The sequence below is a fragment of the Aequorivita todarodis genome, assembly GCF_028561335.1.
Lineage (GTDB): Bacteria > Bacteroidota > Bacteroidia > Flavobacteriales > Flavobacteriaceae > Aequorivita > Aequorivita todarodis.
Window position 1 is genome coordinate 25,755 of record NZ_JAQQTG010000045.1, and the last position, 15,629, is coordinate 41,383.

14 protein-coding genes are annotated in these 15,629 nt (G+C 40.9%); all 14 read left to right on the forward strand.

Translation table 11 applies throughout. From position 1 onward, the window contains the following. The 14 genes from POV26_RS12195 to POV26_RS12260 all read left to right on the forward strand — a co-directional run bounded on the left by POV26_RS12195 (position 1) and on the right by POV26_RS12260 (position 15,576). Positions 1-666: a helix-turn-helix domain-containing protein gene (locus POV26_RS12195; protein ID WP_272856753.1), complete on the forward strand. Its 666-nt coding sequence runs from the start codon at positions 1-3 to the stop codon at positions 664-666. Positions 667-868: 202 nt separating this feature from the next. After that, positions 869-1,012, forward strand: coding sequence for a hypothetical protein (locus POV26_RS12200; RefSeq protein ID WP_272856754.1), 144 nt, complete (start codon positions 869-871; stop codon positions 1,010-1,012). A 61-nt stretch (positions 1,013-1,073) separates the two neighbouring features. After that, positions 1,074-2,936, forward strand: a complete 1,863-nt coding sequence (locus POV26_RS12205) for a tetratricopeptide repeat-containing sensor histidine kinase (protein WP_272856755.1) — start codon at positions 1,074-1,076, stop codon at positions 2,934-2,936. 143 nt (positions 2,937-3,079) lie between these two features. Further along, the gene (locus POV26_RS12210) at positions 3,080-3,916 is read left to right on the forward strand and encodes a response regulator transcription factor (protein WP_272856756.1); all 837 of its coding nucleotides are present in this window, start codon (positions 3,080-3,082) and stop codon (positions 3,914-3,916) included. 123 nt (positions 3,917-4,039) lie between these two features. Next, on the forward strand, positions 4,040-4,669 hold the full coding sequence (locus POV26_RS12215) for a hypothetical protein (RefSeq protein ID WP_272856757.1): 630 nt from the start codon (positions 4,040-4,042) through the stop codon (positions 4,667-4,669). A gap of 99 nt (positions 4,670-4,768) precedes the next feature. Continuing rightward, positions 4,769-5,329, forward strand: coding sequence for a hypothetical protein (locus tag POV26_RS12220; protein WP_272856758.1), 561 nt, complete (start codon positions 4,769-4,771; stop codon positions 5,327-5,329). 47 nt (positions 5,330-5,376) lie between these two features. Further along, positions 5,377-7,314 (forward strand): T9SS type A sorting domain-containing protein, encoded by a 1,938-nt coding sequence (locus POV26_RS12225; RefSeq protein WP_272856759.1) that lies wholly within the window; start codon positions 5,377-5,379, stop codon positions 7,312-7,314. A gap of 28 nt (positions 7,315-7,342) precedes the next feature. After that, on the forward strand, positions 7,343-8,347 hold the full coding sequence (locus POV26_RS12230) for a T9SS type A sorting domain-containing protein (protein ID WP_272856760.1): 1,005 nt from the start codon (positions 7,343-7,345) through the stop codon (positions 8,345-8,347). 18 nt (positions 8,348-8,365) lie between these two features. Continuing rightward, complete coding sequence (locus tag POV26_RS12235; RefSeq protein ID WP_272856761.1) at positions 8,366-9,376, forward strand: T9SS type A sorting domain-containing protein; 1,011 nt, start codon at positions 8,366-8,368, stop codon at positions 9,374-9,376. Between the two features lie 17 nt (positions 9,377-9,393). Then, positions 9,394-10,923: a T9SS type A sorting domain-containing protein gene (locus tag POV26_RS12240; RefSeq protein WP_272856762.1), complete on the forward strand. Its 1,530-nt coding sequence runs from the start codon at positions 9,394-9,396 to the stop codon at positions 10,921-10,923. A 213-nt stretch (positions 10,924-11,136) separates the two neighbouring features. After that, positions 11,137-11,877, forward strand: a complete 741-nt coding sequence (locus POV26_RS12245) for an electron transfer flavoprotein subunit beta/FixA family protein (protein ID WP_272856763.1) — start codon at positions 11,137-11,139, stop codon at positions 11,875-11,877. Positions 11,878-12,000: 123 nt separating this feature from the next. Next, positions 12,001-12,969, forward strand: a complete 969-nt coding sequence (locus tag POV26_RS12250; protein ID WP_272856764.1) for an electron transfer flavoprotein subunit alpha/FixB family protein — start codon at positions 12,001-12,003, stop codon at positions 12,967-12,969. A 154-nt stretch (positions 12,970-13,123) separates the two neighbouring features. Beyond that, on the forward strand, positions 13,124-13,747 hold the full coding sequence (locus tag POV26_RS12255) for a bifunctional nuclease family protein (RefSeq protein WP_272856765.1): 624 nt from the start codon (positions 13,124-13,126) through the stop codon (positions 13,745-13,747). 74 nt (positions 13,748-13,821) lie between these two features. Next, a complete protein-coding gene (locus POV26_RS12260; protein ID WP_272856766.1) occupies positions 13,822-15,576 on the forward strand; it encodes a NupC/NupG family nucleoside CNT transporter in 1,755 nt (584 codons plus the stop codon). Positions 15,577-15,629: the final 53 nt, after the last annotated feature.

Consider the following 15,629-nt stretch of genomic DNA (forward strand, 5'->3'; position numbering starts at 1 on the left):
ATGGAACACATTTTAATAGTTGAAGATGAACAGGACACGCTCGAAAATCTCGCAAAGCGGATTGCGGCCGCCTTTCCGGATTTGCGGATTTCCACGGCCTTTGATTGCGACGAAGGTTTCCGGATTTTGAATGCCTCAAAAGTGGAATTTCCGGTAAATCTTTTAATTACCGACCTCACCTTCAGAAGACAGCCAGCGTCGCGCATATTGAAAGACGGCAGCGCGCTGCTTCAGAAAATAAAAACCCTAAATTACGGTTTGCCGCGCATTGTCTATTCTTCGCACGACGAGCCACAGTTTATCCATCCCGTACTGAAAAACTTCGAGCCCGAAGGCTATGTGCTAAAGGCCCGGGACAGCACGGACGAATTGATACTCGCCATTTCAAAAATAATGAACGGCAATACCTATTACAGCCAGGAAGTGCACCACAGCCAAAAACAAAGGTTCTTATTTGCCGAACAATTGGACCATATTGATGAAAAAATCATAGCATTTCTTCCCGATATAAATGCAATAACCGATTGGGACACGCTTTACGAAACGGGCAAAATGCCCATTAAATACAAATCGGTCAACAAACGCCTTCACACTATATTTGAAAAGATGGACGTGGCCAATGAAAAGCAACTTTTGTTGAAACTTCAGAAAATGGCCATTATTTAAACCAAAAGTTCCAAAATTTCCACCCCGAGGTTCCAAAATTGGAACCTTTTCTCTTTTCCCCCAACTTAATTTTACCATGTACAAAAGGAAGCGGACCAGCAACGTTGTGGGAACGTTGAAAAAAAATCCGATGGTCCCCTTCCACCCACTTTAAAGCCGCGCGGCACAAGGATACTTTGTTTAACCTCTAAATAAAAGAGCGATGAAAAAAACAGTATTTTTTTGTGCCATGGTACTACTGCTTGGCATAAACCTGGGCTCCTGTACGCCGCAACCCCTGTTGGAACAAACCGATGTGCAAACAGACACGGGCGAAAACACTACGGGAGCATCAAATCCTATTTAAATCTTAAAATTTATGTAAATTGTGGGGAAGAATTATTCAGTTATAATGCTTCCCCGTTTTTATGGACAAAATGGTACTCCTCGTCATTATGTTTATGCTTCTTTTGTTTGGAAGTGAAGTGGCGCATTCCCAGGAACGGAGCGCAAAAACCCGATTATCGGGAAAAGAGGTAATTGCCCTGAACCAATTGACCAACAAAATTAGAGCGGCGTTCGGAAAAAACCAGTTGGATAGCGCCCTTATCTTTTCAGAAAAAATGATTGCGCTATGCGCCTCAAAAAAAGATACCGCTTGTCTTGTTGACGGATATTATAAAAAAGCGTTTCTTCAGAATAAATCATCACAACGGGGGGCGGCACTACAAACTTATATTATCGGAATCGAGCTGGCCCTTATGTCCAACGATTCGCTAAAAGCCGCAAACATGCTTTTGAACCTCTCTACCCTTCAATATGAAATGGGCGACTACACAGGAGCACAGCTTTCTGCCACAAAAGGACTTAGCGCGCACGATAAAAGTAGTGATTCCGTCCTGACCGCAAACCTGTACCGCGCCCTGGGCAATACGTTTCAGGATTTAATGGATTATGACAATGCCATAAAATCGTTCCAAACGGCGCTTTCCTATACACAGGAAACCGACCTTAAAGCCGGCATTTTGAACAATATTGCCAATACATACAGAAAAGCAGCTAATGGGCAGGAAGCTTTGCAGACCTATGAAACCGCCCTTACCGACTCGCTTGCCATGACCCCGAAAACCCGTGCTTTTCTTTTTGACAACTACGGGTTTACCCTATCCAAAAATAATCCGCTAAAAGGGCTGAGGTATTTGGAAATGGGATTGCAGATCCGGGAAAGCCAGGACGACAAAATGGGCTTGCTCACCTCATACCTTCATTTGGCAACGTGGCACGCCAAAACGCAACCCAAAACAGCACTGGATTTTGCCAAAAAAGCGCATGCCTTAAGTCTTCAAATAAAAGCGGTAGATGCCCAGACCGAAGCCCTTTCGCTTTTGTGCAGATTAAAGGAAAACCCAAAGGAAGAGGCCCTACGTTTGGTTACCCTTAACGATAGTATAGCCGCAGCAAACAAAAGAAACCTACATCAAGCAGTAGGCATCCGTTTCCGGACCGAGGAAACTGAAAGGGAAAACCTGCAGCTCAAACAAAAAAACGATGCGCAGATTTTGCTTACCGAAAAGGAAAAGGCAAACAAATGGGCCCTCGGCGGCGGTCTTGCCGTTTCCTTGGCAGCACTCGGCATTTTCCTTGTTTTCTATCGAAAAAACAAAAAACAAAAAAAGGAAATAGAAAAACAGAAAGACAAGGTAGAGCACTTGCAACGTGAGCTGCACCACCGCCTAAAGAACAACCTCTCCTTTATCGACTTCTTTATCACGCTCGCAAAGGGAAAATTCCCCGAACCCGAATATGCGGCAAAGCTGGACGAACTGCAGAACCGCATAAACAGTATGTTTGAAGTGCATCGGCAGCTTTACAAAAAAGAAGACGTTACCAGCGTAAATGCACGGACCTACATTTCCACCTTGGTGGAAAATGTGAAAAGAGCCTACGACAACCCAAATATTGCCTTGGAAGAAAAAGTGGCCGACACCCACCTGCGGGCAGACACCTCCTTCCCCATCGGGCTCATCGTGAATGAATTTGTTACCAATAGTTATAAATATGCCTTCCCCAATAACGAAAAAGGCACAATTTTTATACATTTGAAGGAAACGCCAAATGCCTATCACTTGCACTTGGCCGACAACGGCAAGGGGCTCCCTGCCGATTTTGATATTGACAGTTTAAACTCCTTCGGGATGGAAACCATAAAACTCTTGACCGAAGAATACAAAGGCACTTTTAAACTGGATGGAAGCGATGGAACGAGAATGGACATCACCTTTCCCAAATGAAGTCGAAATTGAGAAACGAAATCGATCCCGATTGCTATCGGGACAAAACCGAAATCGATAATAATTGCAAATACCATTAGTCTTATGTCCTATGTCCTTCAGTCTTAAGTCAAAAAAAAAATAAATATTTAACATCTCCTCACATGAAACCCAAAGCCCACATCCTAATCGTAGAAGACAAAGCCATCCTTTACAAGCGCCTCTCCATGGCCTTGACCGAAGAAAACTACAGCGTTGATGGCTATACGCCAAGCGTGGAAAAGGCATTGGAGCGCATCCAGAACAAATTGCCGGACATTGCACTGCTCGATATTGATCTGGAAGACGAGGCAACGGGTATAGATTTGGGTAAAATCTTGTCCTCCACCTATAAAATTCCCTTTATTTACGTAACCGATTACGACGATAGCGAAACCTTTTTTGAAGGCTTAAAAACACAACACGACAACTTCCTGGTAAAGACCAAGCCCCATTTGGACACCAAACAAGTGGTGAGGGCCATACAGACCGCCCTGGCAAGAAATAGCAAGCAGCCCACACCGGCCGCCGATGCCATCCTGTGCTTTACCGATTATCTGGAAAACACCAAGGACCACGGACGGCAACAGGTATCGCAAGTACCGCTTCCTTATGAAAAAATAGCGATAATTACCACCAATTCCAATAAACTCAACGAGTCAAAGACCAAGTTAAAAGGCCGCCCCTGCTATATAAAACTACGCACCAATTACCTTCGTCTTGAAACTTGGGATGGGCAGTCGTACTATCTTCCCACTTCCCTTGCCGACATTGCCGGAAAACTGCCGCTGACCTTTATCCGGATCAACGAAAGTGAAATCGTAAACCTCTCCCCTGCCGTCCTCCAAGGCAGGATTAATGGCAACCGATTAAAAATAGGCGAACACGTTTGCCATATCTCCAAAACCTACAAGCCGGAAGTGGAAAAACGTTTTGAACTGCTCTACCGAAAGTTTAAGTAGCAGATTTTCATTTGGTTTGGGTGGATTTTCATTTTTAGTTTTTTAAAAGGACTGATTATTTCATTTTAGCATAGTCAAACTCCTCGGGTTTGTTTGCATACCAAACAATTAAATATACTAAAAATGAAAAAGCTCCTCCCAATTTTATTATTCTTCACAGCTATTACCTTTTCTTTTGCACAGTCGAAAAAGGCAACTACAACCGATGGCGAAAAAGTCCTTTTAAAAACTGATGGAACCTGGACTTATGTAAACAAAGAAACCAATAGCGAAAGCCTTACTCCAGAATATGCCCAAAAGCCTTATTATCCAGCCAATGGAGTGTTAGTTGATTTTGAAAAAGCAAAGGCTGAGATAGTTTCAAAGGTGGAAGGTTTTGGTTTAGGTGGGACAAAGACATTTTTAACCATTCTTAGTGGAAAAAGCGACATCCGATTTGATAAGGATGAAGTTCCCAAAATAATAGTAAAATTTGAAGGAAAAGAAGACCCCGAAGATTATTTTATTGTTATGAAGGCAATGAAATATACCGATGTGCGTAAATTTTTATTGTCTAGCAGATCTATGACCGGTGGCGCTAGAAAAGCAGATGAAAATGAAGTTTCATTTGAAATGAAAAAAATAAAGGACAATATCTATGAAATCACTTTGGACAAAATAGGCAAAGGCGAGTATGCCCTTATCCCACACGAAGATATAGAATATACCCCTGGAGCTTCGGTAAAGGTTTATTGTTTTGGGGTGGATGAATAAGTTTAGTAAAAAGTCTTTAAAAAATAAAAAATGTTGGGTCAAAGCCGAAACACCAACTAAAACATTGGAGTAGGTCATAATTTAAAACACATGATTAATATGAAAAAAATATTATTAATTACAGTTCTATTATTTATATCTCCATTCATATATGCTCAAAAATGTGAGGCCTATAGAACAAAAACCGATCCCATCACTGAGGTTACCGAAGAAGCTTGGGGATGGAAAATTGGATCCCTTATGACCAATGAAAGGGATAAAGAATGTAACATTAAATTGTTGGTAACTAAGGATTCTGAGAACGACAACAAACTATATGCAGCATTAGAAGTGATTCATCAGGTAGCCACTTCAAGGATGGTCAATTTTGATCCAATTTTTGAAAATAATGGGTCTTTTGTTTTAAAAACCGAAAACAGTATCATTAAAGTACCAATAACCATTATTAATAAAGGGAATAGTAATCATTTAGGAATATATTCCGTCACGAATCAATTAATTGGAGAACTCACAAAAGATGATATTCAAAAACTGGCAACTGAAACCCTTTTAATGTATCAGGCAAAAAGCTCCAACGGATATTCTGTCGAAGGGAAAGTAAGTAAAAAACGTAGTAGAAACTTTAAGGAACAGATGAACTGTTTCCTTAAAGAAATTTGAATATCAACTACACAATACTTTATCATTAAATTTTAATATTTATATCTATGAAAAAAATTACCCTCCTCCTATTACTCATTGGTTCCTGCGCCTTCGCACAATATACTGTCATTCCGGATCCAAACTTTGAACAGGCCCTTATAGACCTGGGCTATGACACCGTGCTCGATGGACAGGTACTTACCGATAATATTGATGGGGTCCTGGAACTGGATGTGTTCGATAAAAACATTAACGATATGACCGGGATTCAAGACTTTTCAGCTTTGGAATCATTGTGGGCGGGTTATAATAACTACACATCAATTGACCTGAGCCAGAATATGAATTTGGAATTCTTAAACCTTTTACCATCGCAACCCTTGACTGCTTTGGATATTTCTGCAAATGTGAATTTGGAGGTATTACAATTCGGGTGCCCTTCAATAAGTTATGTTGATGTGACCAACAATTCCAACCTCAAGGAATTCTATTGTTTAGACGCCAATCTTACCCAAGTAGATGTTTCTCAGAATCCACTTTTAGAATCCCTTAGAATACGGAACAATCAAATAACAGGTATTTTAGATTTAAGTAATAATCCTTTATTGACTGTTTTGGAATGCAGCGCCAATTTGATAACTGCCATAGATGTTACAAATTGCCCCAATTTGGAGTATCTAATTTGTTGGCAAAACCTCTTATCCTCTTTGGATATTTCCCAAAACTTGGCACTGGATTGGTTATCCTGCTCAAACAACCAGTTAACACAATTGGAATTCACCGCTAACCAAGCCATAACGCAACTGAGCTGCAAAGACAATCAATTGACCGACCTCGATATTAGCCCACTGCAGTCGCTAATCTCCGTGGATTGCAGTGGAAACCCACTAACCGATTTAGATCTGACCAGTAGCCCTACTTTAAGCGACATAACCTGCAACAATACCACGCTACAGACCATTGATACACGCAATGGGAACAATGGCCCAAACGGGTTACAGGCAATAGACAATCCTAATCTTACCTGTGTACTTGTGGAGGATATCAACAACATCCCATTTGAGTGGGACGTGGATCCACGGGCAAGTTTTGGTGAAGATGAAACTCAATGCAATACCTTAATGGATTACACCTTAATTCCCGACATGAATTTTGAACAGGCACTTATAGATTTGGGTTATGATACAGCTATTGACGGGAAGGTATTAACAGCCAATATAGAAACCGTAACCCAACTGGATGTGAGTGAAAAAGGAATTGCCCATCTTAATGGAATACAGGATTTTACAACCTTGCAAAACTTGGATTGCGGCACCAATGATATTATTGGCACCTTAAACATTTCCCATAATATAAATCTAAAGGAAGTTAAGTGCTGGGAAAACGATATTTCAAATATAAATACCTCAAACAATCCTCAAATGGAAACATTTTTATGTGGTTGGAACCCAAATTTAAATTCTCTGGATCTCTCCAATTATCCTTCCTTAACTGCTTTAAATGTAACGGATACAAATATTTTCTATTTGGACCTCTCGAACAATCCATCTTTGGAAATTTTTTACGGCCTAGGTTGTAATTTATATTATCTCGACCTAAGAAATGGGAATAACAATAACATTACCACACTGGATGTAACCCAAAACCCTTCTTTGACTTGTATTTATGTTGATGATGTCAACAATATTCCCTCAACTTGGTTAAAGGACAATACCGCAACTTACGTAGAAACCGAAGCGGAATGCTCTGCCCTGGATGTTACAGACTCCGAGAAACCTTTATCATTTGCACTTTATCCCAATCCTACAGATCACTTTCTGAACATTAAAGGAGACCTTGGGGAAATTGTTAATGATATTAAAATTTACAATATCTCAGGACAAGAATTATTGCGAAGTAAAGCATCTGACCAACTGAACGTTTCTCAACTTTCTGCTGGGGTATATTTAATAATTATAGAAACAGATGAAGGAGTAGTGAGAAAAAGATTCGTAAAAAAATAATCTTCAATTAAAATATAAACAAAATACCATGAAAAAATATTTGATTCCCTGTCTTGCCCTTTTAGGTGGCATCTTGACAAACGCCCAAGTACCTCAAATAGAGCGCGATGCCCTTATGACACTCTACAACAGTACCGACGGCGCAAACTGGGTGGACAATACCAATTGGGGGAGCGGGAATCCTGTCTCTACATGGTACGGCATAACGGTTGAAAATGTGAACGGAACAGATCATGTTATTTGGGTAAATTTACCAAGTAACAATCTTTCAGGCGCAATACCTTCAGAGCTAGCCAACTTAACTGAATTAACTCTTTTGGGGTTTTATGACAATCAATTATCCGGGAATTTGCCCGTTTTTCTTTCCAATTGCACCAAACTTACCGTATTGGCACTCGACTACAATAATTTTGACGGCACTATTCCTATAGAATATGCCAGTCTCACGGCAATGGAAAGTTTGTATTTTAGTGGAAATAATCTTACAGGCAGCGCAACAAATATTTATGCTTCTATGCCAAATTTAGAAAGGTTATATTTAGATGGGAATACTTTTGTGGGCACTTTGAATTTAAGTGCGAATGAAAACCTAAGGTTGGTATTTCTTATGGATAACAACCTTTCAAGTTTAGATCTGAGAAATGGCAACAATCCAGGAATAGAGACTCTGCGGGTTCAAAATAATTCAAATTTAACCTGCATTTTCGTTGACGATAAAAATAATATTCCCGGCAACTGGCAAAAAGACCCATCGGCAACCTATGTAGAAACCCAGGCAGAATGTGATGCGCTAAGCATTAAAGAATTCAGCGCCTCAAACTTTGAACTCTACCCCAATCCCACAAATAAATCATTTTTTATCGACAGCAGGATTTCAATTGAAAAAATTTCCATTTACAACACCTTTGGAAAATTGGTAAAATCCTATCCTTCGCAAAATGGGTATGATGTTTCAGGCCTTTCCCAAGGGATGTACATTATCAATATTGAAAACAAAAAAGGAACAACGACCCAAAAATTAATAATCGAATAACCATTTAAAAATAAAATTATGAAAAATTATATCCTGATCGGCCTTGCCCTTTTATGCGGCACAATGACAAACGCCCAAGTGCCCCAAATAGAACGCGATGCGCTTATGGCGCTCTACAACAGCACCGATGGGGCAAACTGGGTGGACAACACTAATTGGGGGAGCGGGAATCCTGTTTCCACTTGGTTTGGGGTTGTGGTTGAAAATATTGGAGGAACAGACCATGTAACGGAACTTAATATGGAATTCAATAATTTGGTTGGAACCATCCCTTCTGAGATTGGTGACCTGTCTGAGATCAATAGATTGGTTTTTTGGTCAAATGAATTAACTGGAACCATTCCCCCTGAACTCGGCAATTGTTTAAAAATGAAACTAATATCCCTGGAAGAGAACAGTCTTTCTGGTTCTATACCCTTATCATTTGCCAATTGGAGCGAGTTGGAAGCACTATGGTTAAACGATAATTATTTATCGGGTGATATTACCAATATTTATGAATCCTTTCCCAACCTAAACTATTTGGGTATTTACAACCTCCCACAAATCACGGGCGAGTTGGACCTTAGTGCCTGCTCAAATTTTTTGCGTCTTTTCGGCTGGAATACTGGACTAAGCACCGTAGATGTACGCAACGGCAACAATGCGAACGAGTTCAGTCTTATTAATGTTACGGACAGTCCAAATTTGACCTGCATTTTTGTTGACGACAAAAACAACATCCCTGCAAACTGGCAAAAAGACCCAACAGCTACTTATGTAGAGACACAAGCGGAATGTGATGCGCTAAGCATAGAGGAATTCAATTCCTCAAACTTTAACCTCTACCCAAACCCCACAAACAAATCGTTTTTTATAGACAGCAGGATATTGATTGAAAAAGTTTCCATTTACGACATTTTTGGGAAGTTGGTAAGGATCTTTCCTTCGCAAAATGGGTATGATGTGACGGGGCTTTCTTACGGGATGTACCTCGTAAACATCCAGAGTGAAGGTGGAATAGCTATCCAAAAATTAATGATAGAATAATTATTTAAAAATAGACTATGAAAAACTATATCCTCATTGGACTTATACTTTTCTACGGCATAGCCACCTATGCCCAATCAGATATTCAATGGCAGAAATCAATCGGAGGTTCGGATCGAGATAATGCCTTTTCCATCCAGCAAACAAATGATGGTGGTTACATTATTGCAGGATCATCAAAATCAAATGATGGGGATGTAACCAATAACCATGGAGATTATGATGTTTGGATTGTAAAATTAAATGACATTGGAGAAATACAGTGGGAACATTCCTATGGTGGTTCAGGATACGATTCTGGCCGTTCAGTGAAGCAAACATCTGATGGGGGTTATATAATTTTAGCAGATTCTGAATCAAACGACGGTGATGTAGATGGAAACCAGGGAGATAAGGATGCTTGGATTTTTAAATTAGATCCAAATGGAAATATTCAATGGCAAAAGTCATATGGAGGATCAAATACTGATGGTGCCAGTTCAGTTCAACAAACTGCTGACGGAGGTTTCATAGTTGCAGCATATGCATATTCTATTGATGGGGATATTATTCAAAATTTGGGATATTGTGATTATTGGATACTTAAGTTAGATATAAATGGAGCTATCCAATGGCAGAAATCGTATGGTGGAACAGACGTTGACATTCCCACTTCAATTCAACAAACTACTGATGGAGGATATATAGTTGGAGGTGAAACTTTCTCTAACGACGGAAACATTAGTGGATTTCATGGTGAATCTGATTATTGGGTTATTAAGTTAAATTCCAACGGCGATTTTGTTTGGCAAAAAACCCTTGGTGGTAGTGATATAGAGTATGCCGATAAAATACAGCAAACAAATGAGGGAGGCTATATAGTTTCTGGATACGCCTTTTCTTTCGATGGTGATATTTCTGAAAATCATGGAGCAAGTGACTATTGGGTTGTAAAACTAAATTCAACAGGAAATATAGAATGGCAAAAGGCGCTTGGCGGTTCAAGTAACGAATACAATGGTTCAATTCAACAAACAACCGATACAGGATACATAGTTACCTCTTACACATATTCCAATGATGGGGATGTTTCTGGAAATCACGGAAATACTGATGCTTGGGTAGTAAAATTAGATAATGATGGAAATATTCAATGGCAAAAATCAATGGGTGGAACTGATACAGATGGAGCTTGGACAATCTGTCAAACCACAGATGGAGGATTCATAACTGCAGGATGGTCAAATTCTAATGATGGAGATGTAACACAAAATCATGGACAAAGTGATTATTGGATCGTGAAGTTGACAAATGACGGATTAGGGTTCGCTGATTTAAATACTGATACCAGCAATTTTAATCTCTACCCCAATCCCACTAAAAAATCCTTCTTTATCGACAGCAGGATTTCAATTGAAAAAATTTCCATTTACAACAGCTTCGGGAAATTGGTAAAAAGCTATCCTTTGCAAAATGGGTATGATATTTCTGAACTTTCCGCTGGGGTCTACATTATATATATTGAAACCAACAAAGGCACAATAACCAAAAAATCCATAAAAGAATAACTTCTTAAAACACCCTTTTTACCTAAAACCACACCACCAACTATCTGGGGAGAAGTTGGCCGGTGTGGTTTTTTCTTTAGCATCTCCATAAATTTCCTATGCGCGCATAACAAAAAAAGCCAAAATTATCCGTAACTTCGCACACGAGCAATTTCAAACTTATTTCAAAGCTTAATTTGCCTATATTTTACAATCCAAAAAACACTTCAAAAGATGAAAATATTAGTCTGTATAAGTCACGTACCGGACACCACCTCCAAAATTAATTTTACCGATGGCGATACCAAGTTTGACACAAACGGGGTGCAATTCGTAATCAACCCAAACGACGAGTTTGGCCTTACCCGAGCCATGTGGTTTAAGGAAAAACAGGGCGCAACCGTACATGTGGTAAACGTTGGTGGCCCCGAAACCGAGCCCACTCTGCGCAAGGCCTTAGCCATTGGCGCCGATGAGGCCATACGCATAAACACTGCCGCAACCGACGGTTTTTCTGTGGCAAAACAACTTGCAAATGTTGCAAAAGAAGGCAATTACGATTTAATAATCGGCGGTCGTGAATCCATTGATTACAACGGCGGGATGGTTCCCGGCATGCTCGCAAAATTAATTGGGGCAAATTTCGTAAACACCTGCATCGGCCTGGAAGTGGAAGGCGATAAAGCCACCGCAATCCGCGAGATTGACGGCGGAAAGGAAACCCTTAAAACATCACTCCCATTGGTAATTGGCGGCCAAAAAGGTTTGGTTGAGGAAAGCGATCTTCGCATCCCCAACATGCGCGGCATCATGCAGGCCCGCACCAAACCGCTGAACGTAAAGGAACCCGTTGATGCAAATGCCGAAACAAATACGGTATCATTCCAAAAACCGGCTCCAAAAGGCGCCGTAAAATTGGTCGACAATGTTGACGAATTGGTAAACTTGCTTCACAATGAAGCAAAGGTAATTTAAGAATCCAAACAATTTCCCCTTCGAAGGGGGCTAGGGGATGTTTTCTATTTCGAATTTCATTTCAAAAACACCTCCCTAAATCCCTCCTCAAGGAGGGGCTTTTAAGAACTCAAAATCAAAATTATGTCAGTTTTAGTATATACCGAATCAGAAGAAGGAAAAATAAAGAAAATCGCCCTGGAAGCAGTTTCTTATGCAAAGGGTATCGCAGACCAAATGGGAACTTCCGTTACTGCCGTTGCCGTCAACGCAAATGATACTTCCGAATTGGGCAAATACGGCGCCTCAAAAGTACTGGAGGTTTCCAACGATAAATTAAAAAAGTTCAACGCCGAAGCCTATGCCGATGCCATTGCGCAGGCTGCCAAAAAGGAAGATGCCAAGGTAATCGTACTCTCTACCAGCGCCAACGACAAATTCCTCGCCCCCTTATTGGCGGTAAACCTCAATGCAGGCTATGTGCCCAATGTAGTGGCACTGCCCGAAAGCACCTCGCCATTTAAGGTAAAACACAGCGTTTTCACAAATAAGGCATTTGCAAGCACCGAAATTAAAACCGATATTAAATTAATCGGTTTAGGTAAAAATAGTTATGGTTTAAAGGAAAACGAGACTTCTGCTTCCACCGAAGCCTTTTCGCCAAACCTCGATGCCCACGATTTTGATATGGAAATCGTTTCCGTAGATAAAGCGACCGACAAAGTAACCATCGCCGATGCCGAAATAGTGGTTTCCGGCGGCCGTGGCCTAAAAGGCCCTGAAAACTGGGGAATGATTGAAGATTTGGCCAAGGTTCTGGGCGCGGCCACAGCTTGCTCCAAGCCCGTGAGCGACATGGGCTGGAGACCGCATAGCGAGCACGTGGGGCAAACGGGAAAACCCGTGGCTTCAAATCTTTACATCGCCATAGGTATTTCGGGAGCGATCCAGCATTTGGCCGGGATAAATGCTTCAAAAGTGAAAGTGGTCATCAACAACGACCCCGAGGCCCCTTTCTTTAAGGCCGCAGACTACGGCATAGTGGGCGATGCTTTTGAAATAGTGCCAAAACTCACCGAAAAATTAAAGGAATTTAAAGCGCAAAACGCATAATTTTTTATTAATTTGTGCCTCGAAAAAGGGCTGTTTAGATACGGAAACATCCAAATTTAAACAGCCTTTTTTATTGTTTTTTTATTCGTTACTTTTATAATCAATTGTTTAACTGAACACAGCGTATTAAATAACGACTCCTGATTTTTGAAGAATGAGTTTAGTAAAACTTACCATAAAAGGAATATCCTACAGCCAAACACAAAATGGCGCCTATGCCCTTATCCTCAACGAAGTGGATGGAGAGCGCAAACTGCCAATAGTGATCGGCGCTTTTGAGGCACAGTCCATCGCCATTGCGCTTGAAAAGGAAATAACCCCCCCACGCCCATTGACGCACGACCTTTTTAAAAACTTTGCGGATCGTTTCGATATTGTGGTGAAACAGGTAATTATCCACAAATTGGTGGACGGCGTTTTCTATTCAAGCATCATTTGCGAACGCGACAAAATTGAAGAAATAATAGACGCCCGTACCAGTGATGCCATTGCGTTGGCACTTCGGTTTAAGGCCCCTATTTTTACCTATAAAAATATTCTTGACAAAGCTGGAATTTATCTGAAAACGTCAACTTCCAAAAAAACGCTTTCAAAAAAAGAAGAAGCGGTTATTGAAAATTTGATCTTAGGCGAAGACAAGGAATCGGTAAAACCGGCCGGTGAGGATTACAGCAAGCTAAGCCTGAATGAATTGAACAAAATGCTGGAAGAAGCCGTAAAAAACGAAAACTACGAGAAAGCTGCAAGTGTACGTGATGAAATATCCAAACGTCAGTAAATCAGTACGCAGTAGTCAGTAGTCAATTTGGAGTAATCGCCCTGAGCGCAGTCGAAGGGTGGGATTTATAATTTATGCAGAAATTTATACTTGTAGCCTTCACACTGTTTTTCTTCGGAAACCTTTTGGGGCAGAGCATTGAAAAAACCTGGCAATTTTCAGAAATGAAAGACGAAAACGGCCTTGCTGTTCTCAACATCAATCCAGAAAAAGATTATCTAAAACTCCATAACGGCGCCTTCGAATACCAACTCGCGCCAATCGATAGCCTAAAATCCAGCGGCGATTATATTTTTCAGAATAATTTGTTGGTGCTTTTCTTCAACAATCCCAAGGACGGCATTAGAAGATTCCGTGTTGAACAGCTAACCGACAGCACGCTTTCCCTTTCAGAAAACAATTATAAATACCAACTAAAAACGCCCAATCCGCAACATGTCTCGGCACTGGAAACAGTTGCAAAATCTTCAGAAATAATACCGAGCCAAGGTTTTTCAGCCCAAAGTTTTTGGCGCGGAATTTTAGGAATGGTTTCACTTTTGGTGATTGCCTTTCTTTTTAGCTCAAACAGAAAAGCAATCCGCTGGAAAACCGTGGGTATCGGCCTTGCCTTTCAACTGTTGATCGCCATTGGAGTTTTAAAAGTTGGTTTCATAAAAAATGGTTTTGAAGCAGTAGGTCAGCTTTTTGTAAATGTTTTGGAATATACCAGAGCGGGGAGCGAGTTCCTGTTTGGCGGAATGCTGGACATCAACTCCTTCGGTTTTATCTTCGCCTTTCAGGTTTTACCGACGATTATCTTTTTTTCCGCATTAACCTCGGTCCTTTTTTACTTCGGAATTATCCAAGTGGTCGTAAAAGGAATGGGCTGGTTGCTCACCAAGCTTTTGAACATTTCCGGGGCTGAAAGTTTAAGCGTTGCCGGAAACATCTTTTTGGGCCAAACGGAAGCGCCACTTCTCATTAAGGCCTATTTGGAAAAAATGAACAAGAGCGAAATGCTTTTGGTAATGATTGGCGGAATGGCAACCGTTGCGGGAGCTGTGCTTGCGGCCTATATCGGCTTTTTGGGCGGCGATGACCCAGCGCTGCGTTTAACTTTTGCAAAACACCTTTTGGCAGCTTCGGTAATGGCAGCGCCGGGCGCAATCGTTATTTCAAAAATATTGTACCCACAGACCGAACCGATTAATACCGATGTAAAGGTTTCTTCAGAAAAAATTGGGTCTAATTTCTTGGATGCCATTGCCAATGGTACTACCGAAGGTTTAAAACTTGCCGTAAACGTGGGTGCAATGCTTTTGGTTTTTGTGGCATTTATAGCAATGTTTAATGGAATACTCGGGGCATTGGCCAGTTTTGACGGCTTTACAATTGAAGCCTTAAACATCCACTGGCATTTTATGTCGCTTAATGAGCTTATCGCCGAAAAAACAGCATACGATGGATTATCCCTCGAATTTATTTTAGGAACAATATTAGCCCCTTTAATGTGGTTGATGGGCGTGGCCAAGGAAGATATGACCATGATGGGGCAATTGCTGGGGATAAAACTCGTTGCCAGTGAATTTGTGGGGTACATTCAGTTGGCAGACCTTAAAAACGTTCAGAATGAGCTGCATCTCAATTATGAAAAGAGCATCATTATGGCAACCTACATGCTTTGCGGTTTTGCGAATTTCGCCTCCATCGGCATTCAGATTGGCGGCATTGGTTCATTGGCGCCGGGACAGCGCAAAACCCTTTCTAAATTTGGAATGAAAGCTTTGATTGGCGGAACCATTGCCTCGCTTATTTCGGCTACTATTGCCGGAATGATTATTGGGTAACCTCCAATTATGGTTAATAACTTTTCAAATAATATAGCATTCCCATTCGTTCC

What these genes read in the sequence shown, in the direction of transcription:
- POV26_RS12195 (WP_272856753.1), top strand. Translation starts at nt 1, where the DNA reads ATGGAACACATTTTAATAGTTGAAGATGAACAGGACACGCTCGAAAAT.
- POV26_RS12200 (WP_272856754.1), top strand. Translation starts at nt 869, where the DNA reads ATGAAAAAAACAGTATTTTTTTGTGCCATGGTACTACTGCTTGGCATA.
- POV26_RS12205 (WP_272856755.1), top strand. Translation starts at nt 1,074, where the DNA reads ATGGACAAAATGGTACTCCTCGTCATTATGTTTATGCTTCTTTTGTTT.
- POV26_RS12210 (WP_272856756.1), top strand. Translation starts at nt 3,080, where the DNA reads ATGAAACCCAAAGCCCACATCCTAATCGTAGAAGACAAAGCCATCCTT.
- POV26_RS12215 (WP_272856757.1), top strand. Translation starts at nt 4,040, where the DNA reads ATGAAAAAGCTCCTCCCAATTTTATTATTCTTCACAGCTATTACCTTT.
- POV26_RS12220 (WP_272856758.1), top strand. Translation starts at nt 4,769, where the DNA reads ATGAAAAAAATATTATTAATTACAGTTCTATTATTTATATCTCCATTC.
- POV26_RS12225 (WP_272856759.1), top strand. Translation starts at nt 5,377, where the DNA reads ATGAAAAAAATTACCCTCCTCCTATTACTCATTGGTTCCTGCGCCTTC.
- POV26_RS12230 (WP_272856760.1), top strand. Translation starts at nt 7,343, where the DNA reads ATGAAAAAATATTTGATTCCCTGTCTTGCCCTTTTAGGTGGCATCTTG.
- POV26_RS12235 (WP_272856761.1), top strand. Translation starts at nt 8,366, where the DNA reads ATGAAAAATTATATCCTGATCGGCCTTGCCCTTTTATGCGGCACAATG.
- POV26_RS12240 (WP_272856762.1), top strand. Translation starts at nt 9,394, where the DNA reads ATGAAAAACTATATCCTCATTGGACTTATACTTTTCTACGGCATAGCC.
- POV26_RS12245 (WP_272856763.1), top strand. Translation starts at nt 11,137, where the DNA reads ATGAAAATATTAGTCTGTATAAGTCACGTACCGGACACCACCTCCAAA.
- POV26_RS12250 (WP_272856764.1), top strand. Translation starts at nt 12,001, where the DNA reads ATGTCAGTTTTAGTATATACCGAATCAGAAGAAGGAAAAATAAAGAAA.
- POV26_RS12255 (WP_272856765.1), top strand. Translation starts at nt 13,124, where the DNA reads ATGAGTTTAGTAAAACTTACCATAAAAGGAATATCCTACAGCCAAACA.
- POV26_RS12260 (WP_272856766.1), top strand. Translation starts at nt 13,822, where the DNA reads ATGCAGAAATTTATACTTGTAGCCTTCACACTGTTTTTCTTCGGAAAC.